The 23,444-nt window shown below is 60.1% G+C and carries 22 protein-coding genes and 1 pseudogene; 8 read left to right on the top strand and 15 right to left on the bottom strand.

Annotation, left to right across the window (positions count from 1 at the left end):
- Nucleotides 1-180: 180 nt before the first annotated feature.
- The 3 genes from ABD112_RS02465 to ABD112_RS02455 all read right to left on the bottom strand — a co-directional run bounded on the left by ABD112_RS02465 (nucleotide 181) and on the right by ABD112_RS02455 (nucleotide 1,772).
- Complete coding sequence (locus ABD112_RS02465) at nucleotides 181-918, bottom strand: SDR family oxidoreductase (RefSeq protein WP_343922866.1); 738 nt, start codon at nucleotides 916-918, stop codon at nucleotides 181-183.
- Between the two features lie 192 nt (nucleotides 919-1,110).
- Nucleotides 1,111-1,266 carry a hypothetical protein gene (locus tag ABD112_RS02460; protein WP_343922865.1) on the bottom strand — a complete coding sequence of 52 codons (156 nt, stop codon included), beginning with the start codon at nucleotides 1,264-1,266 and terminating at the stop codon, nucleotides 1,111-1,113.
- A gap of 2 nt (nucleotides 1,267-1,268) precedes the next feature.
- The gene (locus tag ABD112_RS02455; protein WP_343922864.1) at nucleotides 1,269-1,772 is read right to left on the bottom strand and encodes a DUF3145 domain-containing protein; all 504 of its coding nucleotides are present in this window, start codon (nucleotides 1,770-1,772) and stop codon (nucleotides 1,269-1,271) included.
- Nucleotides 1,773-2,086: 314 nt separating this feature from the next.
- Between ABD112_RS02455 and ABD112_RS02450 the strand changes: the two genes are divergently transcribed.
- Nucleotides 2,087-3,541, top strand: a complete 1,455-nt coding sequence (locus tag ABD112_RS02450; protein ID WP_343922863.1) for a phytoene desaturase family protein — start codon at nucleotides 2,087-2,089, stop codon at nucleotides 3,539-3,541.
- A 60-nt stretch (nucleotides 3,542-3,601) separates the two neighbouring features.
- On the opposite strand, the gene ABD112_RS02445 is transcribed toward ABD112_RS02450, so the two are convergent.
- Genes ABD112_RS02445 through ABD112_RS02425 form a run of 5 tightly spaced genes read right to left on the bottom strand, consistent with a single transcriptional unit; the run spans nucleotide 3,602 to nucleotide 8,781 of the window.
- A complete protein-coding gene (locus ABD112_RS02445) occupies nucleotides 3,602-4,444 on the bottom strand; it encodes an ABC transporter ATP-binding protein (protein WP_343922861.1) in 843 nt (280 codons plus the stop codon).
- Entirely contained in the window at nucleotides 4,441-5,295 is an 855-nt protein-coding gene (locus ABD112_RS02440) for an ABC transporter ATP-binding protein (protein ID WP_343922859.1), read from the bottom strand. Before ABD112_RS02440 ends, ABD112_RS02445 begins: the two co-directional genes overlap by 4 nt.
- Nucleotides 5,292-6,146 (bottom strand): ABC transporter permease, encoded by an 855-nt coding sequence (locus ABD112_RS02435; protein WP_343922857.1) that lies wholly within the window; start codon nucleotides 6,144-6,146, stop codon nucleotides 5,292-5,294. Before ABD112_RS02435 ends, ABD112_RS02440 begins: the two co-directional genes overlap by 4 nt.
- The gene (locus ABD112_RS02430) at nucleotides 6,143-7,204 is read right to left on the bottom strand and encodes an ABC transporter permease (protein ID WP_343922856.1); all 1,062 of its coding nucleotides are present in this window, start codon (nucleotides 7,202-7,204) and stop codon (nucleotides 6,143-6,145) included. The genes ABD112_RS02435 and ABD112_RS02430 overlap by 4 nt, the downstream gene beginning before the upstream one ends.
- 14 nt (nucleotides 7,205-7,218) lie before the next feature.
- Entirely contained in the window at nucleotides 7,219-8,781 is a 1,563-nt protein-coding gene (locus ABD112_RS02425; RefSeq protein ID WP_343922854.1) for an ABC transporter substrate-binding protein, read from the bottom strand.
- A gap of 133 nt (nucleotides 8,782-8,914) precedes the next feature.
- On the opposite strand from ABD112_RS02425, the gene ABD112_RS02420 reads away from it, so the two are divergent.
- Nucleotides 8,915-9,502 carry an Lrp/AsnC family transcriptional regulator gene (locus ABD112_RS02420; protein WP_343922853.1) on the top strand — a complete coding sequence of 196 codons (588 nt, stop codon included), beginning with the start codon at nucleotides 8,915-8,917 and terminating at the stop codon, nucleotides 9,500-9,502.
- Between the two features lie 77 nt (nucleotides 9,503-9,579).
- Here ABD112_RS02420 and ABD112_RS02415 read toward each other — a convergent pair whose 3' ends face one another.
- Complete coding sequence (locus tag ABD112_RS02415; RefSeq protein ID WP_343922852.1) at nucleotides 9,580-10,329, bottom strand: avidin-fold protein; 750 nt, start codon at nucleotides 10,327-10,329, stop codon at nucleotides 9,580-9,582.
- 274 nt (nucleotides 10,330-10,603) lie between these two features.
- Between ABD112_RS02415 and ABD112_RS02410 the strand changes: the two genes are divergently transcribed.
- Nucleotides 10,604-11,254 (top strand): PadR family transcriptional regulator, encoded by a 651-nt coding sequence (locus ABD112_RS02410; protein WP_343922850.1) that lies wholly within the window; start codon nucleotides 10,604-10,606, stop codon nucleotides 11,252-11,254.
- Nucleotides 11,251-12,084 carry a class I SAM-dependent methyltransferase gene (locus tag ABD112_RS02405; protein ID WP_343922849.1) on the top strand — a complete coding sequence of 278 codons (834 nt, stop codon included), beginning with the start codon at nucleotides 11,251-11,253 and terminating at the stop codon, nucleotides 12,082-12,084. Before ABD112_RS02410 ends, ABD112_RS02405 begins: the two co-directional genes overlap by 4 nt.
- A gap of 98 nt (nucleotides 12,085-12,182) precedes the next feature.
- On the opposite strand, the gene ABD112_RS02400 is transcribed toward ABD112_RS02405, so the two are convergent.
- The 3 genes from ABD112_RS02400 to aceA form a co-directional block, all read right to left on the bottom strand.
- On the bottom strand, nucleotides 12,183-13,859 hold the full coding sequence (locus ABD112_RS02400) for a bifunctional 3'-5' exonuclease/DNA polymerase (RefSeq protein WP_343922848.1): 1,677 nt from the start codon (nucleotides 13,857-13,859) through the stop codon (nucleotides 12,183-12,185).
- A 154-nt stretch (nucleotides 13,860-14,013) separates the two neighbouring features.
- Entirely contained in the window at nucleotides 14,014-15,633 is a 1,620-nt protein-coding gene (gene aceB / locus ABD112_RS02395; RefSeq protein ID WP_343922846.1) for a malate synthase A, read from the bottom strand.
- A 58-nt stretch (nucleotides 15,634-15,691) separates the two neighbouring features.
- Nucleotides 15,692-16,993, bottom strand: a complete 1,302-nt coding sequence (gene aceA / locus ABD112_RS02390; protein WP_343922844.1) for an isocitrate lyase — start codon at nucleotides 16,991-16,993, stop codon at nucleotides 15,692-15,694.
- Between the two features lie 147 nt (nucleotides 16,994-17,140).
- Here aceA and ABD112_RS02385 point away from each other — a divergent pair, with 147 nt between their 5' ends.
- Complete coding sequence (locus tag ABD112_RS02385) at nucleotides 17,141-18,610, top strand: helix-turn-helix domain-containing protein (protein WP_343922842.1); 1,470 nt, start codon at nucleotides 17,141-17,143, stop codon at nucleotides 18,608-18,610.
- A 13-nt stretch (nucleotides 18,611-18,623) separates the two neighbouring features.
- Here the strand turns inward: ABD112_RS02385 and ABD112_RS02380 are convergent, their stop codons facing one another.
- Both ABD112_RS02380 and ABD112_RS02375 read right to left on the bottom strand, forming a co-directional pair.
- Complete coding sequence (locus ABD112_RS02380) at nucleotides 18,624-19,451, bottom strand: DUF1684 domain-containing protein (RefSeq protein ID WP_343922840.1); 828 nt, start codon at nucleotides 19,449-19,451, stop codon at nucleotides 18,624-18,626.
- Nucleotides 19,452-19,505: 54 nt separating this feature from the next.
- A complete protein-coding gene (locus ABD112_RS02375; protein ID WP_343922838.1) occupies nucleotides 19,506-20,864 on the bottom strand; it encodes a CoA transferase in 1,359 nt (452 codons plus the stop codon).
- 34 nt (nucleotides 20,865-20,898) lie between these two features.
- On the opposite strand from ABD112_RS02375, the gene ABD112_RS02370 reads away from it, so the two are divergent.
- The 3 genes from ABD112_RS02370 (at nucleotide 20,899) to ABD112_RS02360 (ending at nucleotide 22,523) form a co-directional block, all read left to right on the top strand.
- Nucleotides 20,899-21,087: a PLDc N-terminal domain-containing protein gene (locus ABD112_RS02370; protein WP_343922836.1), complete on the top strand. Its 189-nt coding sequence runs from the start codon at nucleotides 20,899-20,901 to the stop codon at nucleotides 21,085-21,087.
- A 281-nt stretch (nucleotides 21,088-21,368) separates the two neighbouring features.
- On the top strand, nucleotides 21,369-21,785 hold the full coding sequence (locus ABD112_RS02365; RefSeq protein ID WP_343922834.1) for a Pr6Pr family membrane protein: 417 nt from the start codon (nucleotides 21,369-21,371) through the stop codon (nucleotides 21,783-21,785).
- Nucleotides 21,786-21,851: 66 nt separating this feature from the next.
- Nucleotides 21,852-22,523 carry a haloacid dehalogenase type II gene (locus ABD112_RS02360; RefSeq protein ID WP_343922832.1) on the top strand — a complete coding sequence of 224 codons (672 nt, stop codon included), beginning with the start codon at nucleotides 21,852-21,854 and terminating at the stop codon, nucleotides 22,521-22,523.
- Nucleotides 22,524-22,667: 144 nt separating this feature from the next.
- Here the strand turns inward: ABD112_RS02360 and ABD112_RS02355 are convergent.
- Nucleotides 22,668-23,444 (bottom strand): annotated as a pseudogene (locus ABD112_RS02355) (transposase); the annotation flags it as partial.

Here is a 23,444-nt window from a genome sequence, read left to right as displayed (position 1 = left end):
CCGGCCACGCAAAATCCTCGGCTGGGCAACACCCGCCGAAGTCTTCCAAGAACTATCATCGAACGAAACCACACCGTGTTGCACTTCGAACTAGAACCCGGGCGCCACGATCGTTGATCTGGCGGGCGATATCGTGTTAAGTGCGCTAGTTGTCGTTACACACTTCGTAGTGCTTTGGTGTTAGTTGACAGCGCCTTCGCCTGCAAGGGTACCGCCATCAATGATGAACTCGGAGCCGGTCGAGAAGCTGGCGTCTTCGCTCGCGAGGAAGAGCACCATGTTGGTGACTTCTTCTGGCTCACCGATGCGATTGATCGGAATTCCGGGGTTTCCGACGTCGAGGCCGTCAGTCATGGGTGTGCGAATGCCACCCGGGTGAACCGAGTTCACGCGAACACCCTGCGATCCCAATTCCATCGCAACAGACTTGGTGAGCCCGCGCAGTCCGAACTTCGAGGCGGTGTACCCGTGAAGTGCGGCGTAACCCTGCATTCCGGCGGTCGATGAGATGTTGACGATCGACGAAGTCTTGTTCTTAATGAGCTCCGGTGCCGAAGCCTTGATACCCAAGAATGCACCGGTGAGATTGATGCCGATGATTAACGCCCAGTCCTTTTCGGCGTACGAGTCGAGCGTGCCGAAGTTAACAATTCCGGCATTGTTGATGAGAACATGGAGCCCACCGAAGCTGTCGACGGCCAGTTTGACGGCCGCGTTCCATTCGTCTTCCTTAGTGACATCGAGATGGGTGTAGATCGCATTCTCGCCGAGTTCATCAGCGAGAGACTGGCCTTCGGCATCTAACACGTCAGAAATGACGACCTTGCCACCCTCGGCAACAATCGCTCGGCTGTGTGACTCCCCCATGCCGCGTGCGCCGCCGCTGATGAGAACTACTTTTCCGTCAAACCTTGACATAATGTTCCTTCCCGATCCTGAAATGGTTTCAGCCAGAAGGTCGAAGTCTGACAACTAAGGAACGGTCGACTGTAGCGACCGCACCCGAACGCTTCCGGCCACAACCTGACGTTACGCCGAGGCTCCGCTGGATACCAACTGAAAGTCTGGCTCCCAGCGAACAAACAGGGCGCGCCGCACTAGCCACGCACACTAGAGAATCGAACGACATCCATCGTGCACAGCGCACTCGCCATCAAAAGTAGATTCGTCATAGTCGAAAACGACATCGGTGCAGTCTTGCCATTCCAGAAGCGGAACGTGCGTGTTGACAGTGAGATCCGGGATTCGAATTTGCGCAGAAATCATTGTCATCCCACCTTGTGAAGCCAGACCACAGCGGAGTCTTGACCTGCGTGACGGAATGACTCAAGTTCGTCATCCCACGCCTGGCCTAGTGCCAAGCGAAGTTCGCGATGAAGTTCGAAAGCGTCTGAACCAGCTACTTCCATGGCGTACCGAACGCGATCTTCAGGGATGACCATGTTGCCGACAGTGTCGGTCTGAGCAAAGAAGATGCCGAGGTCCGGCGTCTGCATCCAACGCCCTCCATCGCTACCGGGGGTCGGATCTTCGGTGACTTCAAAGCGAAGGTGTTCCCAGCCGCGAAGCGAGGAAGCAAGTTTTGCGCCGGAGCCCTGAGGGCCCTCCCAATAGAACTCAGCACGCTGAGAACCTTTGAGCACCGGCTGATCGTCCCAGTCAAAATTAACGGCACGTTCAAGAGCGCGACCAGCTGCCCACTCGATGTGTGGGCAAAGCGCGCGAGGAGCAGAGTGCACGTAGAGCACTCCGCGAGCGTTTTGTGCAGTCACGATATCTCCGTTCCGTTTGGGTGCGACTTCCCCATCGACCCACGAACGGTGTCTGCGACAACACTGAAGCTATTAAATTGTGCGGAGAACCGCTTTAGGGCCATTATCGCCGAAGAAACCCCGAAAATACAAGCATGTAGTTACATTCGTGTGATCGTGTCGAACAGCATGCACTGCGGTCAGCGCGGCGAGTTGCTCCGGATCCTCCGCGACGATGTTGAGATACGGGTACAGGATCTGGGCGCGGTCCTTGCTCAGCCACAAGCTCGCGCGCACTAGTAGTCTCGTAGGGCTGGGAAACCGAAAGGCTTTAATTGTCGGATACGGATGTTGTCATTGTCGGGTCGGGACCAAACGCGCTCGCGGCGGGAGTGACGATGGCGCGGGCTGGGTTATCCGTGCAGGTCGTTGAACGCAATGACACGATCGGAGGTGGCGCTCGCACTGGGGAGGTCACGCTTCCAGGCTTCCGGCATGACATCTGCTCGGCTGTTCATCCGATGGCACTTGCGTCGCCATTTTTCCAGGCTTTCCAGCTCACCAACAGACTCGACTTCATTATTCCGGAGATTTCCTACGCGCACCCGCTAGACAACGGCGAGGCGGGAATCGCTTACCGCGATCTCGACCTCACGGCCGAAGCACTTGGACGCGATGGCGCGGCCTGGCGTCGCCTCATGAAACCACTCGTCGACCGCATCGATGCCGTTACGGACTTCACAAGCAACCAACTACTTCGACTTCCGCGCGATCCGATCGCCGCAGCCGCGTTCGGGGCGCGTGTTCTCGAACAGGGCTCCCCAGCCTGGAACATACGTTTTCGCGAACGTATCGCCCCCGCAATGCTCGCGGGCGTCAACGCACATTCGATCGGTCCGATGCCGAGCCTCTCGACGGCCGGGGCAGGACTCCTGTTGGGGGCACAGGCGCACGCGCGCGGCTGGGCAATTCCGGTAGGAGGCAGCCAAGGCATTATCGAAGCGATGGCAGACGACCTGCGCGCCCACGGCGGCGAGATCACCACCAGCACCGAGGTACACTCGCTTGACCAGTTGCCCTCGTCGAAAGCAGTATTGCTGGATGTCTCGGCCCGCGCCCTCGAGCGCATCGCCGGCGATCGCCTCCCGGCGCGCTACCGCAAAGCGCTGCGTCGTTTTCACTACGGAAACGCAGCCGCGAAGATCGACTTCGCGCTCTCCGGACCCGTTCCGTGGACCAATCCAGAGGTGCGCAGTGCGGGCACTATCCATCTCGGGGGGTCGCGCGAAGAGATCGCCCATTCCGAAGCGCAGGTTGCGAAGGGAATCCACCCCGAGTCCCCCTACGTGCTTGTGTCGCAACCGACAGTCGTCGACCCGAGCCGGGCCCCCCAAGATCAGCACGTACTCTGGGCCTACGCGCACGTTCCTAACGGCTCAAACGTCGACATGACCGAGGCGATCATTGCGCAGATCGAGCGGTTCGCGCCGGGCTTCCGCGACCTGGTCCTCGATTCACGTCACATGACCGCGATGGACCTTGAGCAATACAACCCCAACTACGTTGGGGGCGACTTCTCTGCGGGCGCTGTGACGATCGCGCAACTGCTCAAGCGCCCAGTGATCTCAACTGATCCCTGGCGCACTCCCACGAAGGGAATCTACCTCGCGTCGTCGTCGACTCCGCCAGGGACGGCAGTGCATGGTCTGTGCGGCTTTTACGCCGCGCGCTCAGCGCTGCTCCACGAGTTCGGCATAAGGGACACCCCTGACCTTGCGATTGGCGCGTGACGTCGCAATGAATGCGAGCGCACGGCGACGCGTAGTGAGATTCGTGAAACTGCAGTTGCTCTATACGCGGTTGAGAGCCTCTGGGAGGCTGCTGCGCCACTCTTCTGGAGCGTCGGCGGCGGGCGCTGCGGGAAGGATTCCTTTGCCGTCCGGCTCGGGAATCGCAGAGATCAGCGCACGAGTGTATGGATGCGCGGGGTCGTTCCAAATGAGGTCGGATACCCCCGACTCCACGATCCGTCCGCGATACATCACCACGGTACGGTCGGCAATAAGACGCACGATCGCGAGGTCGTGCGAGATGAAGAGCAACCCCGCCCCGGAATCGAGCGCGAGCCGGCGCATCATGTTGGCAACAGACGCCTGGCTCGAAGCATCCAGAGCAGAAATCGGCTCATCGGCCACCAAGAGATCGGGGCGTGCCGCAAGCGCACGGGCGATAGCTACACGCTGACGCTGCCCCCCAGACAACTCGTGGGCGTAACGAGAAACCATGCCAATGGGTAGCCCTACTCGCTCAAGCCACTCTTCGGGGCTGGATCCTTCGTCGCCACGTTCTATCGCGGCGCGAATACCTTCAGAAATTTGTTGGCCGACTCGAACTCGGGGATTGAGCGAAGAGTTCGGGTCTTGAAACACCATTTGAATCGAGGTGAAGTTCGATCTACGGCGCCGCACACCAAGGAAGGGAACACTCAAGCCGCGGTAGTCGACGCTTCCCGATCGCGGCTTCTCCATACCGACAACGGCACGGGCCAAACTCGACTTGCCACAACCGCTCTCTCCGACGAGCGCGAGAACCTCACCAGGGGCGATGGTCATCGAAAACTTGTCGACGGCTCGCACGACGCTTGCGCCGTGGTACTCAATAACGAGGTCAGAGACCTCGAGCAGTTCGCTCATTTCGTTGCCTCCTGAAAGCCCGCTGCGCCGGGCAGAGACGCGAGCAACTCCCGAGTGTATTCGTGCTGCGGATTGTCAAAGATCTCTTGGCGCACATTCGATTCAACAACTTCGCCGTGGCGCATAACCGCAATATCGTCTGCGATAGCGCTCATGACACCGAGGTCGTGAGTGACAAGCAACAGCGCGAGCTGGCGTTCATCAGCCAGGTCACGAAGTAAGTGAAGGATGCCGGCCTGAACCGTCACATCCAGGGCAGTCGTTGGCTCGTCGGCAAGCAGCACGTCGGGATCGCACGCTAGCGCGATTGCGATAGCAATCCGTTGTCGCTGACCGCCCGAGAATTGATGCGGATACCGCGAAAGTGCTTCCGCCGGATTCGGAACACGCACCCGGTCAAGAAGTTCGATCGCATGCGCTCGCGCCTGCTTCGCGGAGAGTTTCATGTGACGCTTGACGTGATCGGTCAGCTGCGTTCCGACCATCAACTGCGGGTGCAAACTCGACGACGGATCCTGAAAGATCATGGCGATACGACGACCACGAATGTCGTTCAGCTGGCGCCGTGGCAGGCCAACAAGTTCGGTATCCCCCAGTCGAATCGACCCGCCAACAATCGCGTTGCTTGGCAGGAGACCCAAGATTGCCAACGACGTCACAGTCTTTCCCGACCCCGACTCCCCCGCAAGCCCCTGAACGCGTCCGGGGGTGAGCGAGAGGCTGATGCCCTTGACAAGGGCTTTGACGTCTTTTCGCGAGCCGATTCCGATGGTGAGCGCGTCAATCGTCAGCGCTGGGCTGACGGTAGTGCTCGCGGCATCCGCAGAACCTGGTGTCGTTATGTCGCTCATGACCGTGCCGCCGCTCGTGACACCTGTGAGGTGGGATCGAAGATGTCGCGCAGCGAATCACCGACGAAGTTGAAGGCCATCACGACAGTGAGGATGGCCAAACCGGGGAACAACCCGATCCACCAGCTATCGAAGTTCTGTATGGCTGCAGAGATCATTGAGCCCCACTCTGGCGTCGGTGGTTGCGCACCAAGCCCGAGGAAGGAGAGTCCCGTCAGCAACAGAATCGCCGTACCAACATCGAGGCTCGCCAACACCAGGATCGGGCCAACAACGTTCGGTGCGATATCAACGCGCAGCGTCTTGAATGGTGAGAAGCCCATGAGGCGACCGGCCATTACGTAGTTTTGGGTGCGAAGGCCCAGCACAATACTTCGCGTCATTCTGGCGTACTGCGGCCACGAAACAACGAAGGCCGCAATCACCGCGTTGAAGAGCGACGGGCCAAGAGCCGCAGCGACCACCATCGCGAGAATGACGGTGGGGAAAGCCATGACCAAGTCGGTCAAACGCATCAAGAGTTCGTCGACCCACTTGCCGAAGTATCCGGCAATTGCGCCGATCAGGGTGCCCACAACAAGCGACATGAGCACAAGCGTGAGCGCTAGCGGGATGGTGACGCCAGCGCCCGCCATAAGCCGCGAGAAGACGTCACGGCCGAGAGCATCCGTGCCCATCAGTGTGTCGATGCCCGGAGCCTGAAGGCGGGGCAAGTCCTGCGACAACGGATCTACAGGAATCCACAGTCGAGCGGTAAAGGCGATACCGACCCAGGCAACGGCGATAATCGCGCCGATGACGCCAAGCGGTGTTATCCAGGCTGCGGGAATTCTTAGCCAACGTTTTCTCATGCGAGTCTCACCCTCGGGTCGAGTACACCGTAGAGAAGATCGACGGCGAAATTGATGGTCAAGTACACGACGCCGACGACAAGACCGACGCCCATGACGCCGGGAAGGTCGAGGCTCGTTGCCGAGTTGTAGGCGTAGCTGCCCAAACCGGGCCACGCGAACACTGCTTCGACGAGCACCGTGCCCGACAGCAGCACTCCGAATGCGAGGCCGACGATCGTGAGGATGGGTAGCGATGCACCCCGCAAGACATAACCGAAGAACAACCGCGGCCCGCTGAGTCCCTTGGCCCGTCCTGCTCGAACGTAGTCGGCATCCAACACTTCAAGAACTGAAGTGCGCACGAATCTGGTCAGCAGCCCAATGGTGAAGAGCGAGAGCACGAACACGGGAAGCATGAGGTGAGCCAGCGCGTCGGTGAAGGTCACCCACTGACCCGCCAGCAGGGAATCAACCGTAAAGAACCCGGTCACCGGGGGTGGCGGCGGCAGAATCGGCGAGAGCCGCCCCGCACCGGGGGCGATGCGCAGTTGCAGGAAGAAGAAGTTGAAGCTGACGAGCGCCATCCAGAAAGTCGGGATGCTGAGGCCGATCAGCGAGAGCACTCGGACGAGCTGGTCGCTGATCTTGCCGCGCCGGTAGGCCGCGAGTGAGCCAAGCGCAACGCCGACACCCAAGCTGACCACTATTGCCAGCAAAGCGATTTCTACTGTTGCGGGCACTGCTTTAGCGAGGTCGGATGCAACGGGCTGAGCGGTGCGCAACGAAATGCCCATGTCGCCCTGGAACAAACCACCGATGTAGTTGGCGTACTGAACCGGGAGCGGCTGGTCGAGGCCGCGTTCCTGGATGTAGGCCTCAACTGTCGCAGGGTTGCTCGCCGCCCCTTCACCGAGCGCCGCCGCAATCGGGTCACCTGGCACAAGGTTCGCGAGAGCAAACGTTACAACGGTGACTCCAAAGAGGAGCAACACTGAGGTTCCGAGGCGACGAAGCAAGTACCCGACCAGAGGTGATCTGGGCGGGTACTTGCGAGTCGCGCGGGCTGGTTTTCCCACGCTAGTGATTCCTTCTACTTAGCTTGCAGCTCGGCGATGTCCATCGTCCAGGTGGAGTTGTAAGCAACTCCGGAGATGTACTCAGCGGTAGCAATGTTCGAGCCGGGCACGATCAGCGGGACGAACGGTCCACGCTGCTGCATGGCTTCAGCGAAGTTGCTGAACGCGGTCTCGCGCTCCTCAAAGTTCGTTGCGTTCTCTGCTGCCGCAGCGAGGTTCACTACATCCGAATCCTGCTCTGCAGTCCAGCCTGCGCGCAGTCCAACCTTCTGTCCTGCCACGAAGGGAAGGAAGTTTGCGGAGTCGGCGTAGTCGGGGCCCCAGAACCAGATGCTGAATGCTTCAGCGCCGGTTACGTAGCTGTCGATCTGGGTGGTGAACGGCGCCGGAGCGAGCTCGATGGTGATTCCCGCGTCAGCGAGCTGCGACTGGATGCGCTCGGCGAGCGGGGTGAAGCTCACGCCACCAACCGGGTAGTCGTTCGGGTACTCAAGGGTGATGCTCTCACCGTCGTAGCCGGATGCCGCAAGCGATGCTGCTGATACGTCGAGGTCCTGCTCGACACCGTCGGCAAGCGCTCCGAGGAAGGAGGGCGGGATGACTCCGGTTGCCTGCGCGGAGCCGGCACCGGCCAGTTCGAGAAGTCCTGGGTAGTCGAGCGCGTAGCGAACAGCATTGGCGAAGTCGGCGTTCGCAGTGACGCCGCCCACTTCGGAGTCCTGGTTGATCAGCAGGAAGATCGTCTGTGCTGATGGGGTCGAGAACACGTTGATGCCATCGCTGAGGCCTGCGACCTGGTCTCCGCTGAGGTCGACGGCGATTTGCGAGTCGTTGCCCTCGAGGTTGATCTTCTGAGTTGCTGCTTCAGAAACGTTGCGGATGACGACGCGGGTGAAGTCGATTTCTTCGTCACCGTTGTAGTTTTCGTTCTCGGTGAGTACTACCTGCGACTCGAAGCTGACCCGATCGAGCACGTACGGGCCCGATCCTGCCGAGTTGGAGTTCAAGAACTCTTCTGCAGCGTCGGAGTCGTCGGTTGTTCCACCGTTTTCGACAACCAGCTTCGAGTTCAGGATGGCGAGCGACGGGTTCGTCATGAGGGCGGGAAGCTTGAGCGAGGGAGTCTCTGTGCTCAGTTCGACCGTCATGTCGTCGACCTTGGTGACGGTGATGCCGTTCATCAGGAAGTTCGCTTTGCTCTCGGTCATACCGGCGACGCGGTTGAGCGAGAACACGACGTCGTCAGCGGTGACCGCTGATCCGTCGGAAAATACGCGGCCCTCGTTGAGAGTGAATGTGAAGACTGTTGCGTCATCGTTCTGAGTGAAGGTCGCGAGTCCGGCAACCGGAGTCGACTCATCTGACCCAGCGAAGTCGAGGAGCGTCTCGTAGAGAGCCTTCGACACCATGTAGCCGGTGGGGACGTAGTTGCGACCGGGGTCGGCGGTCTCAAGCGTGAATGCGGTGTCGATGACAATGCTGTCGCTTACTTCGGGTGCTGCTGCGGCACAACCGGCGAGTGCCAGTGACGCAGTCAATCCGAATGCTGCCGCGACATAGCGGAACTGTTTACGCAAAAGGAACTCCTTGTGGTTGTGGAACTGCCGCTGGACGGCTTTTCTTGAGATTGGCACAATTAGCGTTAGTCTGTCCAATCAAAGGGAGCATAGTTCAGACCTTGGTTCAAAGATGAGGGAGACTTCGCACAATATGTCTAGCAAAGCAACCAGCGCATCCTCCACCGCTGGACAATCACAGCCCGTATTGGATGAGATCAACCTGAAGATATTGAGTGAGCTCCGCTATAACGGACGAATATCGATGTCAGCGCTTGCGGAGAAGGTAAACGTCTCCCGCGCGAATGTTTACACCAGGGTCGAACAGCTCATGTCTGACGGTGTCATTACGGGATTTAGCGCCCAAGTTGATCCAGCGAAAACAGGGCTCGGCATCTGCGCTCTCGTGTTTCTCTCCGTGCATCCGCAAACCTGGGCAAGTTTTCGCGACCGCATCACCAACATGACCGAGATCGAGTCGTGCCGCATTACGACGGGCGAACACGATGCGATGTTGCTGATCAGAGGCCACGAGGTGGGTGCGATCCACGACTTCATTGTTGGCGTGCTGTCGGTGCTGCCCGAGGTGAAGTCGTTAGAGACCGTGCTGGTGCTTGATGAAGTGTTCCAACGGCCCTACCTGCTGCCGCTCGACCTGCCCGAACGCGAGCAAGAACCCGCTCAGCTCGGGCTAACCCGCTTTACTCGCGCTGACCCCAATCGTGCTGGACTCAACGGCTAATGCCGCGAGGCTGACGTGCGTCGGTGTTGCCTGACGCCCAAGCTGCGGATGCCGCAGCTGCGAATGCTGCGGATCCCTTAGACGACCTGCACGCACACGCTCTTGCCGGGAACGCCATCCAAGACAAACGCCTCGACGAGTTCGAGTCGGCCGTCAGCTCGGCGACCGAGCGTTGTGCTGCTATCCCCCAACAAAGTCGCGTCACTCGCGATTACGTGGTGCACGAAGTACTCATCGAGCACACCGTCACGGAGTCGACCAACGCAGTGTCCTGAGGTGACGGTGTCACCAAAATAGAACCCCCACACGACGCCAGAGTTCTCATCGAACTCGAATCGCGTCGGCTCAGCACTCACTGTGCTTGCGGAGGACTCTTCGAGAACGAATGTCGTACCGTCGAGCTGAGGCGTGCTGCGGGAACTGGGGTCGAGCTCAGGCCAGGCTGCATGTCGCTCCGCTTCGGTGCAGATGCTGACGTGCGGTTCGCCATCCTTCTCAAAGGTCTCGTAGAGCTCAAGCTCGCCCGTGTCACTCCAACGAATCGTGCTGTGGGCCGTGCCGAGCACAACCTCAGCACCAGAAACAGGCCGATGAGCGAATCGGATCGAGAGCACGTCAGCGTCACGGCGGCCAACGAAACGCCCAACGGAAACAGTGCCGCCGAAGTACTCGCCCCAGATCATTTGCCCCTGCTGGTGATAGCGAAAACGAGTAGGCGATGTCGCTGAAACTTGGCTGCCTGACGAGTAGGTCAGAATGAATTCGCGATCGTTGATCGACTCAGGAACTGGTTGTGCCGCCGACTGCGGCGCGAAAGTGTCACTCACGCACCCGAGTATGCAGTCCGAAGTCGGGTTGAACGAAATCGGTGGGAATCAGTCCAGATCATCCAGACACTGCGAGAGACCGACAGACATTTCGCAACGGAAGCGTCGGATACTTTGTCATTTTGTCTCTCAGCGCTAAAGCGCACATTGGCGACCCGAGCTCGACCACTAGTGCGCGAGAATTCGACACGCTGCGACCGAGTCTGCGAGCATCCACTAGCTCATTAGGGTCAGTTGGTGCATACTCAGCATTGACTTACCCGGAAGGTATTACATGTCTATCCGCCACAGTTTGCTTGCGATTCTGGCGCAAGGGCCGTGTTATGGCTATCAGCTTCGTGCAGAATTCGATCGCCGCACAGGCTCGACCTGGCCGCTGAACGTCGGGCAGGTCTACAACACCCTCGATCGACTCGTGCGAGACAGACTCGTCGATAAGGCTGTGGGTACCGGCGACGGTAATGCTGATCTAGATTCCCCCTCGACTCAGCACACCTATTACACCGTGACGGCTGCCGGCCAGCGCGAGTCAGATCAGTGGCTCTTTTCTCCCGTGGAGCGCTATTCGGTTGGCCGCGATGAACTGGCGTTGAAAGTCGCTCTGGCAGTAACCCTTCCCGGCGTGGATGCAAACGATGTCATCGAACAACAACGGCAAGCAACACGTGGCGCCCTCGACGCCCTCACACTGCGTGCCACTTCACGCGTGGACGTAATAGATGCCGGAGACTTCGCGCAAGAGCTGGTCGCTGATTCAATGCAGGCGCACGCAGAGGCTGAACTGCACTGGCTCGATCTCGTCGAGAAGTCTCTGCAGCGGGCAAATGTAGAGGGCAGAGCATCCGCATTCCCGCTGAACACAACGCAGCCCAGACGGGGACGACCGGCCGCCGATTCTCACAGCGAAGCAGCGCAACTCCCATGACCGAAGTTCCCGAGTACGTCACCGTAAACCTTGCCAATTGGGATGAGCGTGCGAGCGTTCACGCCAAGTCCCCCGACTACGCGGTCGACAAGTTTGTCGGCGATGCAAGCTTTCTCAGCGACGTCGTGCGATTTGATGTTCCGCTGCTCGGGGATATTTCGGGGATGCGCGGTATCCATTTGCAGTGCCACATCGGCACCGACACTATATCGCTCGAGCGCCTCGGTGCCTCCATGACGGGGCTCGACTTCGCTCCCGCAGCCCTCGCCGAAGCGCGATCTCTCGCTGAGCGCAGCGGCGCATCCGCCCGGTTCGTACACGGCGAAGTGTACGACGCGCCCTCCTTGCTCGCCGGCGAAGAGTTTGACCTTGTTTATACCGGAATCGGTGCAATTTGCTGGTTGCCGAGCATCGACCGGTGGGCCCAAACTGTTGCCACGCTGCTTCGCGTCGGGGGAAGACTGTTCATCAGGGAAGGACACCCCATGCTTCGCGGGCTCGATGACGCAAACCGCGAAGAGATTGTCGTGCGGTACCCCTACTTTGAACAACCTGATGCCCTCGTCTGGGATCAACCCGAAACCTATGTCGAGACCGATCACGTTTTCGTCGCGAACGTTATTCATGAGTTCAATCACGGAATCGGCGAGACAATCACCGCGTTGCTCAATCACGGGATGCGAATCGACGGCTTTGTGGAACATCGAAGTGTGCCCTGGGACGCGCTACCCGGACACATGACTCGAGGGGACGACGGCGAATATCAGCTGACGGACGCTGCAGAGCTGGTTCCGCTCACGTTCACACTGCAGGCGACGCGCATCGTCTAAGTGGATGTTAGGGAACACCGGCAGGATTCAAAGCTGAAGTTGACGGCTGGGGCTCCGGGCTGGAGTTCAATCGTGAGGCTCGGTAATGACAGCCGAATCTACTTTGCGGCGTCGTAGCGGTCGACGATTGCAACAGTGAGTGGAAACGTCACTGGCAGTCCGCCGAACAATAATCGGCCTGCCTCGTGCGCCGCATCCGCAACGAGCACAGCAACGGCCTCCGCCGACTCCGCAGGAGAGTGAATGACTACTTCGTCGTGCAGGAAAAAGACGAGGTGCGGTGATTCGGTGAGCCACGTGCCAGCGGCAAGCGCATCAAGCCGAACTCGAATGCTCGCCATCCAACACAACGCCCACTCTGCTGCGGTGCCCTGAACGATGAAGTTGCGGGTGAACCGACCCCACGAACGGCCACGCTCTCGTTCCGCTGAGCGCTGGGCCGGAGTCAGCGAATCGTCATAGGTGCCGGTGTCTGCACCACGCGGTGAGCCTCGACCAAGCTGGGTGGAGACGACTTCTCCGCGCTCACCTGCTCGCGCAGCATCCTCCACCATCTGAATCGCGCGAGGGTAGGCACGGGCAAGCTTCGGCATGAGCCGGCCACTTTCACCTGTTGTTGCCCCGTACATTGCGCCGAGCATCGCGAGCTTGGCCTGAGCACGCGTCTCCACCGCGCCACTGGCAACGATTCCCTCGTAGAGGTCGCCGGATGCTCCTGCTTCGACCATTCCGCGATCCGCTGACATGGCGGCAAGAATGCGCGGCTCAAGCTGCGAGGCATCGGCGACAACAAGCTTCCAGCCGGCGTCAGGAATCACCGCACCGCGAATCAGATGAGGCAATTGGAGAGCACCTCCCCCGCTGGTGGCCCATCGGCCCGTCACGACACCTCCGGGCACGTAGTCGGGGCGAAAGCGCCCATCACGCACCCACGAGTCGAGCCAGTTCCAGCCGTTCGCCGCGAGCAGCCGCGACATCTTCTTGTATTCGAGCAGTGGCTCAATTGCCGGATGCTTCAGTTGCTTCAGCTCCCAAGCGCGCGTTGAGGTGGTCTGAACTCCGGCCACGGTGAGGGCACGGAGCAGATCGTTTGGCGAATCGGGATTGAGTTGGGGCGCGTCGAGCAGAGAGCGGATTTTCTCAGCGAGGAACTGGAGTTTACTCGGACGATCGCCCTCAACGGTAGGCCGCGGCCCCAGCATCTCAGTGAGGATCTGGTCGTGTGCGGAAACACTCCACGGTAAGCCGGCAAAGCGCATTTCGGCGGCGATGAGGGCGCCGACTGATTCAGCAGCGAGCAAGCGCGAGAGTCGTGCCGGATCCACGGAGCCCGCGAGTGAGACGCGTTGACGCTCAAATTCGTTGAGAGCATCCAGGGGATCTGTGGTTTCGCTGACGAGGGGCTGTTCAAAGTCGAACAGCGTGGAGTGAGCGGGACCAGAGCGGCCCTCGATCGGAGTGAGAACTGCTGCGCCGAGTGCATCCCAGGGACCAGGCTGAGCTTGGGCCAACTCAGAAAATGAGCTCAGGGCCGAATTTCGCAGAATCGTGTGGCACAACCGCAGGTCGAAACAGCGTTGAACCCGAACTCGTGATCGCAGCAGCTCGGGATACCAATCGGCGGTGTCGTGCCATACCCAACGCGGATGCTGGGGCTCGTGCTCAGCAACAAACTGCGGCAGATCATCCACAGGATGCTGCTCAAGGTGAACGCCCTCGGGGTCCACCAGAGTTGCTGTCACCTGGGCGCCAACGCGGGAGAGGACTATGAACACATCACTAGTCTGCCCTGACCCGCCGACGCTAGCGTGCTAGGTCGGTTCGTGGCCTACTGCCTCGGTTCGTGGCGCGAAGCTGCGGGCTAGCCTTGGGGCGCTCGATCGACGCTGATCGAGCGCCTGTATCGAGCGTGGCTAGCCCGCAGTGTCGTCAGGCTGCGTTCTCCCGTTGTTGCTCAACGAGGTAGCTGCTGTACGCGCTCAGGGTGAGGAACGTGGGGAACTCCTCCTCGAGCGTTACTTCACGAAAGACTGCGGCCGCGTCGTCGAACCGGTCGCCGGGGGTGCGCTCGATTTCGGCGAGCGTTTCCTTCAACTCAGTCTCGATACGACTGTGCGTAATCGCCGTTCCCTCAGCAGTAACAACGCGCTGGTGCATCCACTGCCACAGTTGGCTGCGGCTGATCTCGGCTGTTGCCGCATCTTCCATGAGGTTGTCGATCGCGGCGGCGCCAACTCCGCGCAACCAGCTCTCGATGTAGCGCACCGCGATGGAAACGTTGGAGCGCACTCCGGCATCCGTCACCGATCCGTCAATGCGCAGGTCGAGTAGGTCCTCGGCTGTCACATGCACGTCATCACGCAAACGGTCGATCTGGTTAGGGCGATCCCCCAACACTGTGTCGAACTCTGCACGAGCGGTCGAGATGAGATCCGGATGCGCGACCCAGGTGCCATCGAAGCCGTCAGTGGCCTCGCGGCGCTTGTCTCGGGTCACCGCATCCAATGCTCGAGCGGTCACTTCGGGGTCGCGACGGTTCGGAATGAAGGCACTCATGCCGCCGATAGCATGCGCTCCCCGCTTGTGGCAGGTCGACACCAGCAGTTCGGTGTATGCCCGCATGAATGGCACTGTCATGGTGATAGCGGCACGATCAGGAAGAACAAAATTCGCTCCACGACCGCGGAAGTTCTTAATGATCGAGAAGATGTAATCCCAGCGGCCGGCATTGAGCCCAGCGCAGTGTTCCCGCAGCTCGTACAAGATCTCATCCATCTCGAACGCAGCAGGAATTGTCTCGATCAGCACTGTCGCGCGGATCGTACCGTGCTGAATGTTGAGGGCGTTCTCTGCGAACGTGAACACGTCATCCCACAGGCGCGCTTCGAGATGATTCTCAATTTTGGCGATGTAGAAGTACGGCCCACTGCCGCGCTCGATCAGTTCGTGCGCGTTATGGAATATGTAGAGCCCGAAATCAACGAGCGAACCGGAAGCCGGTGTGCGCAGCCCAGCACGGTCGGTGTACCGCAAGTGCTTTTCTACTAGGTGCCAGCCGCGAGGACGCATGACGATCGTCGGCGTCTCTTCGCCCAGTGCGTAAGTCTTGCCCTCGGGAGTTGTGAAATCGATTTGGCGACGGATTGCGTCGTGAAGGTTCACTTGCCCGCCGATCACGTTCTGCCAAGTCGGGCTAGTAGCGTCTTCTTGATCTGCGAGCCACACCTTGGCACCCGAGTTCATGGCGTTGATCGTCATCTTGCGGTCCGTTGGGCCCGTGATCTCAACGCGACGATCATGCAAGCCGGGGCCCGCACCGGCAACACGCCAACTGGGGTCTTCACGAATGGCTGCCGTCTCGGGCAAAAAGCGCAGGTTGCGGCCATTGGTTATGTGCTTGCGCGACTCCATGCGTGCTGCAAGGCGGTCGTGCCGACGGCCAGCGAACTGGTCGTGCAGTCGAGTAAGAAAGTGCAGCGCTTCCGGTGTGAGGATCTCACTAAATCGGTCCTGCGATTCAGCGATCGGTTCCATTCTGCGAGTAGTCATTAGATATCCTTAGAAAATTGTTGGTGTGTTAAGCGACGTGAGGATGGGTTCGGCTGGTTTAGTGAAACTGAGCGGTTTCGGTGCTTCCGACCAGGGCGAGCGTTTCGCTCGTGGGGTTGAGAGCGGTCGCGATGCGATCGAAGTACCCCGTGCCGACTTCGCGCTGGTGGCGCGTTGCCGTGTAGCCGTCGGCTTCTGACGCAAATTCGGCCTCTTGCAGTTCCACATAGGCGCTCATGTGTCGCTCGCTGTAACCCTTGGCGAGGGTGTACATCGAGTGGTTGAGAGCGTGAAATCCGGCAAGCGTGATGAACTGGAAGGCATAGCCCATGGCAGCAAGTTCGCGCTGAAATGTTGCGATCTGAGCATCATCGAGGTGACGCTTCCAGTTGAACGATGGCGAGCAGTTGTAAGCAAGCTTCTTGCCAGGGAACTCTTTGTGGATGCTCTCCGCAAACGTTCGCGCCAGCTCAAGGTCGGGCTTGGCACTCTCTACCCACAGCAGATCTGCATAGGGAGCGTAGGCGTGGCCGCGACTGAGCACCGTCTCGATGCCCGGGGTGGTGCGGTAGAAACCGTCGCTCGTTCGCTCTCCGGTGAGGAATGGCTTGTCACGGTCATCCACATCGCTGGTGATGAGGTCGGCCGCGAGGGAATCGGTGCGGGCGATGATAATGCTTGAGACCCCAGCAACATCGGCAGCAAGGCGGGCCGCGTTGAGAGTGCGGATGTGCTGGGCCGTGGGGATCAGAACCTTGCCGCCCATGTGGCCGCACTTCTTTTCTGAGGCGAGCTGGTCTTCCCAGTGCACGCCGGCAGCTCCGGCCTCGATCATCGAGGACATGAGCTCGTAGGAGTTGAGCGGCCCACCAAAGCCCGCCTCAGCATCCGCGACGATGGGTGCCATCCAGTCGGTAGCAGGGGCACCGAACTCGGCGGTCTCAATCTGGTCGGCGCGCATCAGCGCATTGTTGATACGGCGAACGACCGCAGGAACACTGTTTGCGGGGTAAAGACTCTGGTCAGGGTACGTCTGGCCCGAGAGGTTCGCGTCGGCGGCAACTTGCCATCCGCTCAAGTAGATCGCCTCGAGCCCTGCACGAACTTGCTGCACCGCCTGGTTGCCGGTGAGTGCTCCGAGCGCGGCAACCCATTCGGTGTCGTCGCGTTGGATGAGGTTCCACAGGTTCTCTGCTCCCCGACGTGCGAGGGTGCGACCTTCACGAACACTTCCGCGCAGGGCGATGACGTCTTCAGCGCTGAAGTCGCGGTCGATGCCGTTCCAGCGGGCATCCGTCTTCCACTCGGTTTCGAGTTCGGCTGCGGTCTGAATCTGGTCGCCTGGGCGGTTGTTCGTCATGGTGTGCTCCTCGGTCTGTTCGTCATTGCGTGGGTACTGTGTTTCTTCGACTCTGGACGCATTGCACTGGTTCTTCACCGGCTTTTAGGGCAGAATTCTTTCAATTCTTCTGTTTTTCCGCAGAAGGTCGTCAAGGAGGACGTTGAGATGAACCTACGCACGCTCACGCAGGCAGACGATGAGGACATGCTCGATTCCCTCACCGTTGGCCGCCGCGTTCGGCAACTGCGCACCGACCGCGGACTCACGCTCGATGACCTTGGCGCTGCGCTGGGTCGCGCCGCCTCCCAGGTCTCAGTTATCGAAAATGGAAAGCGCGAACTGAAGCTCAGCGAACTGCAGAAGTTGGCCCGCATTTTTGACGTGAGCGTCGACGACCTGCTCAACAGCGAGCCGCCCTCGCGCCGAGCCGCCCTTGAGATTGCCCTCGAGCGTGCCCAGCGCGGCCCCCTCTATTCCTCTCTCGCCTTGCCCGACTTGCCCGTGCGCAAGACCCTGAGTGACGAAGCGATCGAAACCGTGCTCGGGCTGCACGATGAACTCCAACGGCTGCACCGAGAGCGTGCTGCGACCCCAGAAGAGGCTCGACGGGCAAACACCGAGCTGCGCCGCATGATGCGCAAACAAAACAACTATTTCCCCGAACTCGAAACCACTGCCCGTGAACTATTGGATGCTGTTGGCCACGCCGGTGGTCCACTCTCCCAGCGGGTGGCCTCCGACCTCGCTTCGCACCTCGGGTTTTCGCTGCACTACGTGCCCGACTTGCCCGGATCCACTCGCAGCGTCACTGATCTGCGCAATGGCCGCATCTACCTGCCGGTGGCGCAGGCCGAGAGCACCGACCCGAGGTCGACGTTGCTGCAGGCTCTCGCCGGACATGTATTGGGCATCCGGGAACCTGCGAATTATGCCGAGTTCTTGCACCAGCGAGTGGAGACCAACTATTTGGCTGCCGCCCTGATGGTTCCGGAGAAGACCGCTGTGGAATTCTTGACTGCCGCCAAAGCGCAGCGCGAGCTCTCTGTTGAAGATCTGCGAGATGCGTTTGCTGTGCCGTATGAAACAGCGGCCCACCGCTTCACGAATCTCGCCACCGAACATCTGGGTGTGCCGGTGCACTTTCTCAAAGTGCACGAAGGCGGAACAATCTCGAAGGCCTACGAGAACGACAACGCGGCGTTCCCCACGGATGCGCTCGGCTCCATCGAGGGACAAACTGTGTGCCGCAACTGGAGCGCGCGCAAAGTGTTCGACGTGGAGGACCGTTTTAGCCCGTACCACCAGTACACCGATAAACCGGGCGGCACTTACTGGTGCACGTCGCGCATCCAGTCAAATCATCGCGGCGATTTCTCCGTCAGTCTGGGCACCCCGTTTGCGTCGGCAAAGTGGTTCCGCGGGCGCGACACCACCAACCGGGCAACATCGACCTGCCCCGATGACGAATGCTGCCGCAGCGCCCCCGAAAATCTTTCGGAGCGCTGGGCGAAGCATTCAATCCCGAGTGCGCGCCTCAATAGTTCGTTACTTGCGGCGATGCCCACCGGAATGTATCCGGGTGTCGACTCGACCGAAGTGTTTGAGTTCTTGGAAACGCATTCGCCGAACAGTTAACACGCAACCGTAGCTAGTCGTGAAGCAGCGATCCGTCTTTCTTGAGTACGTTCTTTTCGCCGGCCTCGATCGCTACGGAGAAACGGTTCTGCTTCGGAGGCATTGGGCAGTTGAAGTTGTAGCTGAAGCCGCAGGGCGGCAAAATCGCGAGGTTGAAGTCGAGAACGATGCTGCCATCGGGGTTAGGCGCCACAAAGAGGAAACGGCCAACGCTGTAGGTGTCGACGCCGCTCGTTGCATCAGCGAAAACGAGCTGAAGCGCGCGGCCCGACTTGAAGGCGGCGAGGCTGTAGTCAACGCCGTCCCGAGTGAATGAGATGTTGCCGGGGATCGGCTGCTCACGCTCTTGGCCGTTGTCTTTGAGGTGTTCGAAGCCAAGCGTGGTGCCTTCCGGGTTGGGCGTGAAGGCTGCCGTGATGACCCAGTCGGGGTTGTAGGAGTACGCATCGATCGTGCCGAACTCTTGGATGGCCGGGGAGTTAGTGTCCCAGACGCGCAGGGCGTGGTTGCCCTCGGGGGCCTTGATTACGAACCCGGTCACCGTCTCGCCGAAGACGATCGCGCTGGGATTTTCGCTGCTTTTGCTGCGCACTACGGCTGAGCCTTCGACGAGCACGCCATCAACCACAATGTTGTCTTCCGCCGTGGCCGTGACGGTGAGCCCATCCTCGTGCGGAGCCCACGTGCCTGGCACACCCCAAATGGTCTGCTCGGCGTCAACCCACTGAGTGTTGGTTAGCGCGAGGTTACCGTTTTGCTGCACGACCGCCTGGTCGCGGCGTTCGCGAAATTTCGCGAGCTTAGCTTCGGGCGAGAGAGCAGGAGCAGCAGTGTCAGTCATAAGTCCATCCTTGTTGAAGTCCATGATGCCAACCACCGCCGACACGGGATTATTTCAGGTTAGCCATTTTGCTTCGCTAGAACCCCACTCAACAGCTGGGGTCGGAAAATTGCTCGGGCCACCAGCGTAGTGAGGAGCCGCCACGGCGCTTGTCACCCTGTCACGAGTAGTGACCGTCGGCACAAAACCACCAGATGCCGCCGGCGCATGCCGTGGTCGACGCTGCTGCAACAGCTCAGTTGCCAGACGCGCGAGTGAGACCTCCACGAGCCACGAATGCCCGACATCAATGCGGCGACGCACTGCCGTCGTGACTCCGGCAGCGAGCAAATACCCGGCCGCATGGTCGAGTGCTTGAGCTGGCAGAGCACCCGGGGTACCCGATCCGTCACCCTCGGCCATCGCGATGCCGGTTGCGGCCTGCACGATGCTGTCGAAGCCACGGCGTTCAGCCAACGGTCCGGCTGTTCCCCACGCGCTAAGGCGGCCCACGATCACGCCTGGGCGTCGCTCGGCGAGAGCCGCGGGTGAAAGACCGAACTTATCTAAAGAACCGTGGCGGTAGGCGGTGAGTACAACATCCGCAGTCTCGAGTAGTTTCTCGAAGGTTGCTCGGTCGGCGGTGTCGTCGAGGTCGAGCAGCGCAGAGCGTTTGCCGGCTCCAGTGTCGAGATGTTGCCACCCGATCTCTGGATGCCGTGGGCTGTCGATGCGCAGAACGTCGGCTCCCCAGAGCGCGAGGGTGCGCCCAGCAACGGGCCCGGCGATCACGCGGGTGAGGTCAAGCACGCGGAGCCCAGCGAGCGGTGCGTCAACGGTCGTTTCGCTGAGCTGGGCTGGCGCTGTGTCGTTGAGCGTGGTCAGTTCGACAACCGCCAGGTTTGCAAGCTGTTGGGCTTGCGGATGCTCGGCCCACTCTTCGGGCGTGCGCACCACTGTCGCGACTCCCCCGGCGGCAAGAACTTTGCTTTCCACATCGGCGGCAATCATCGGGTGCAGGGCGAGCATGAACTCGTCGGCACCGGTGTCATTAGCGAGACCGAGTGCACTCAGCAGCGCATCCCGATGATGCGGGTAGTTGGCGTGGGTGCGAACCCAGCCGTCGCTGCACGGCCAGAAGCCGGAGAGCTCTGCCCACGCTGAGACGGGTTCGCCGTCTTGCCGAAAGTATTTGTCGCTTGAGACCGCGGTGGCGACTTTGGCTGAGTCGAGTTCGACAGAGGGCACCGCGCATCCGACCCGGCGTGCCCCAAGCAATGAGGCGGAGAACGAGGCTGCAGCAATGGCATCGTGAACGAAACGACCCGACGGGAGTGCCCCGGCGAGAGGCACAGCAGTGCCGTGGTCGCGCACTAGGGCGAGGGCTGCGGCATCTTCCCCGAGGGATTGCCACGCGGCATCCAGCAAACTCATAAGTTGATAGTGCCACGCCCATTAGCTTTAGACCATGGAACCTATTACTTTCAGTTTTGGCTTTGTTAGCCTGATCATCTTCATCATCACGGTCGTATCCATCGCCAAAAGCACCAACCACGGCGTTCTCGGCAAGTTCGTGTGGATCTTGGTGGCGTTCTTCTTGTCGATCTTGGGTTCGATCCTGTGGCTGATTTTCGGTCGCAGCAAGGTGCGCAACTAACCGTTCGCCCTAGTGGCCGCTAGTGCCCTTTGCGGGGCTTAATGTAGCCCGTATCGTCGAGCTTTGCGCGCTTCTGTGCCCGCTTGTCTTTGAGCGACAGCTTGGCTTCCTTTTTTACGCTTCCGCTTCGCGGAGATTTACCTGCCATGACGAACCAGCTTTCTATTGTGGATGTCGAGCGTGGCTTGACCATACGCCTGACACCGCCCAATAGCACTCCCCCTCTGATGAGCATTTCTTGAGTAGCTGTCACGCCCGGCGAACGTCCGTCGCTATAGTCGTTGCGGCTGAATATCGCACGCGGCTCGGTCACGACCTACATCATCATCGTTGGCGTCGTATACGCGACCTTGCTCGCGCCGCTCGGTGCGGCCGGCGGCGTGCCTGTCGCTTGGGCGAACACTGCCCTGCACATCATCACGCCGATCTACGCACTAGCTGACTGGATTCTGTTCTCCGACCGTGCCCGCATCGGCTTCAACCGCCTGTGGATCGTGCTCATCTATCCCATCGTCTGGGTTGTCGTCGTGCTCGTACGCGGTGCGACCGACGGATGGGTGCCCTACCCGTTCCTGCACCCCGACACCGGCTACGCCAGCGTCTTCTTCTACGTTGGCCTCATCATCGTCGTGATGCTCGCCTTCGGCTCGCTCGTGTTCTGGATCTCGCGGATGCGGTCGATACTGCGCGTACCGTAGCTATACACGGTGCCGGGCCACTCCTCTTAGGCGCGACACTGCTACGAACGAAAGCCGGTGTGACAAATGAGTGGTCGTGCACTTACGATCTTTTTTGACGTCAATGAGACGCTGTCGAATCTCGAACCCGTTGCCGATGTTTTCGAAGAAATAGGCGCGGGACGGCCGGTGGCCGCAACGTGGTTCAACACAATCCTCCGCGATGGTTTCGCGCTGACAACAGCGGGAAGCACTGCGCTCTTTGGCGAGATTGCTGCGACCAGCGCGAGAGACACCCTGCGGGGGCTTCACCTCAACGGATCGCTCAAAGATTCAGTGGATGCAGTGCTGCATGCCTTCTCACATGTTCAACTGCATGCCGATGTTGCCGAAGGCATTCGCAACCTTCATAACGCAGGACACCGGTTGTTCACGCTATCGAACGGGCCGACGACTACCGCCAAACGCCTGCTAGAGACTGCGGGTATCTCGTCCCTCGTCACCGATCTACTCTCGGTCGAAGGCCACTCGCCGTGGAAGCCAGCTCGTGCCGCCTATGAAGACGCGCTTGCCAGAACCGGCACCGACGGAATCGCATACCTCGTCGCCGTGCATCCCTGGGATATTCACGGAGCTACTGAAGCGGGGCTGTCTACCGTGTGGATAAATCGAACTGCCGCGACCTATCCTGAACACTTCCACCCACCGACGGTCACCGTGAGCAATCTCCGCGAACTGGCCGCCTACCTCGGCGATTAGGAGTGTTGCGGGAAGATACGGTGCATCGAAACCAGCGCTCGAGGTAAGCATCGCCAAGCGATGGCTGTTCACAGCAATCGGGTTTATCATGCCTTCAGGTTCGCTCTTCCGGCACCCGTTCGGGGGGTGCCCCTATGTTTTTTGTCAAGCGGCGAGGGCGTGTTTGTTCGGTTCGTTCTCGTAGAGTGTGCCGTCGCGCATCATGGCGTAGAGGACGTTGCAGCGGCGTCGGGCCAGGGCTAGGAGTGCTTGGTTGTGTCTCTTGCCTTCGGCGATTTTCCGGTCGTAGTAGGCCCGTGATGTTTGGTCGTGGAGGGCGGCGAAGGCGGAGAGGAACAGTGCCCGTTTGAGGACTTTGTTGCCTCGCCTGGAGCTGTGTTCGCCGCGTATCGATGAGCCCGAACGTCGAGTCACGGGCGCGAGGCCGGCGTAGGAGGCGAGGTGTCCGGCGGTGGCGAAGTCTTTGCCGGAGACTTCGGTGAGGAGTCTCGCGGCGGTCCTGACCCCGACTCCGGGCATGCTGATCAGGACGGGTTGAAGAGGGTGGGCGTCGACGAGTTNGTGCCCACGACGACGACCGTTTGCTCGCTGAGGGCCTGCGTGATTTCGGCGGCGAGGCGACGTCCCATCCGGGGTGCCCGCGTGATCAGGCGGTTGCCGAGGCGAACCGTGCCAGCGGCTTTCATCGACGCTGGCGACGGGTACTTCTGCAGCAGGTCCAGCACTGCCGGGTGGTCGAGGTGCGGGCCCAGAACCCGCTCCAAAGCTGGGTGGATCTGGGTGAGGAGGCCGCGGATTCGGTTGCTGGTCGCGACAATTTGTCCAAGGACATCGTCGTCGAATCCGCACAGCATCGAGAGTTCAGCGACTTGCTCATCGGCCAGCTGGATGGACCGCAACGCGTGCGGAAGGGTGCGGGCC

Source organism: Rhodoglobus aureus (assembly GCF_039527955.1).
GTDB classification, from domain to species: Bacteria; Actinomycetota; Actinomycetes; order Actinomycetales; family Microbacteriaceae; genus Rhodoglobus; species Rhodoglobus aureus.
Note: the sequence above shows the minus strand (reverse complement) of the source record. Positions and strands in the feature narration are given on the sequence as shown.